Here is a 1,559-nt window from a genome sequence, read left to right on the forward strand (position 1 = left end):
CGCTGGGCATTCATATTGGCCAGGTCGACATCAAGAACGGCTCGGCCAACTTTGCCGACCTGTCCCTTACCCCCAACTTCGCCACCGCCGTGCAGCAACTCAACGGGCAGATCGGCACCATCGACAACCGCAAGCCGGTGCCAGCCAAGGTTGACGTAAAAGGCAAGGTCGACCGCTACGCGCCGGTTACCATCAAGGGCGCCCTGAACCCGTTCAACCCGCTGGCCAGCCTGGATATCGCCACCAGCTTCAAGCGCGTCGAGCTGACCACCTTGACGCCCTATTCCGGCAAATTCGCCGGTTACCGCATCCGCAAAGGCCGGCTCAACCTCGACTTGCACTACCTGATCACCAATGGCCAGCTCAAAGCCGAGAACAAGGTGGTGGTGGAGCAACTGCAGTTAGGTGAGAAAGTCGACAGCCCGGATGCGGTCGACCTGCCGATCCGCCTGGCGGTGGCGTTGTTGAAGGACACGCAAGGCAAGATCTCGATTGAGCTGCCGGTGTCGGGCGACCTCAACAACCCGCAGTTCAGCGTGATGCCGATCGTCTGGCAAACCCTGCGCAACCTGGTGCTGCGGGCAGCCCAGGCGCCCTTCAAGTTCATCGGTGGGCTGATCACTGGCGGCGGTTCGCAAGACCTGGGTAACGTCGCCTTCGCCCCCGGTTCCAGTACCCTCAGTGGCGATGCCCAGGCGGCGCTGGACAAGCTGGCTTCCGCGCTTAAAGAACGCCCGGAATTGCGCCTGGAAATCGAGGGCACCAGCGCCCAGGCCAGCGATGGCCCATTGATTGCCCAGCAACGCCTGGAACGTGAGTATCAGGCCACCTGGTACAAGATATTGCAGCGCCGCGGCGACAAGGTGCCTGCCAATGCCTCGATGCTGGTGGTCGACGACAGCGACAAACCCGCGATGCTCGAAGGCATCTACCGTACGCGCCTGAAGCAACAACCGCCGGCCGAATGGGAGCAACTAAGCCGTGACGAACGCACCGCCAAGTTGCGCGATGCGGTGATCAAGTCGTGGGCGGAGAGTACTGCATTGTTGCGCACGCTGGGTCAGGAGCGGGCCAGCAGCATCAAGGATTACCTGGTCGACAAAGGCAAGCTGGAAGATGACCGGGTGTACTTCATCGACACCAGCCTGGGCCAGCCCGAGAAAGACGGCCGGGTGGTCACCCCGATGCATCTGGATGCTGAGTAATTAGCAAGCCTGACGCGCCCCTGTGGGAGCGGCCTTGTGTCGCGAAAGGGCCGCAAAGCGGCCCCAGCAATTGATAAATCGCTGCTGAAACCCTGGGGCCGCTGCGCGGCCCTTTCGCGACACAAGGTCCGCTCCCACAGAGGCGGGCGCAGGCTTCAGACCAACCGCTGCCCCGACACCGCCGGGTGATACAGCGGCTGCACCTTGTTCCCCGCCGGGTCCAGCAGGTGGAAGCTGCGCGCGCCATCACCATGGTTGAAAGGCCGGTCGAGCAAGGTCACCCCTCGGGCCTTGAAGTACGCATACCAGGCCTCCAGTTCCTCGACGCTGTCCACGATGAACCCGTAATGATCC

The 1,559-nt window shown here is 62.4% G+C and carries 2 protein-coding genes; one reads left to right on the forward strand and one right to left on the reverse strand.

What is annotated here, in order from left to right; all coding sequences use genetic code 11:
• Positions 1 to 1,205 (forward strand): DUF748 domain-containing protein (locus APH30_RS27170; protein ID WP_156326750.1); only part of this gene is annotated, 1,205 nt, incomplete at its 5' end.
• Positions 1,206 to 1,360: 155 nt separating this feature from the next.
• Here APH30_RS27170 and APH30_RS27175 read toward each other — a convergent pair.
• Positions 1,361 to 1,559 (reverse strand): VOC family protein (locus APH30_RS27175; RefSeq protein WP_177333808.1); only part of this gene is annotated, 199 nt, incomplete at its 5' end.

Origin of the sequence: Pseudomonas sp. NBRC 111127 (genome assembly GCF_001320345.1) — a bacterium.
Classification (GTDB): Bacteria; Pseudomonadota; Gammaproteobacteria; order Pseudomonadales; family Pseudomonadaceae; genus Aquipseudomonas; species Aquipseudomonas juntendi.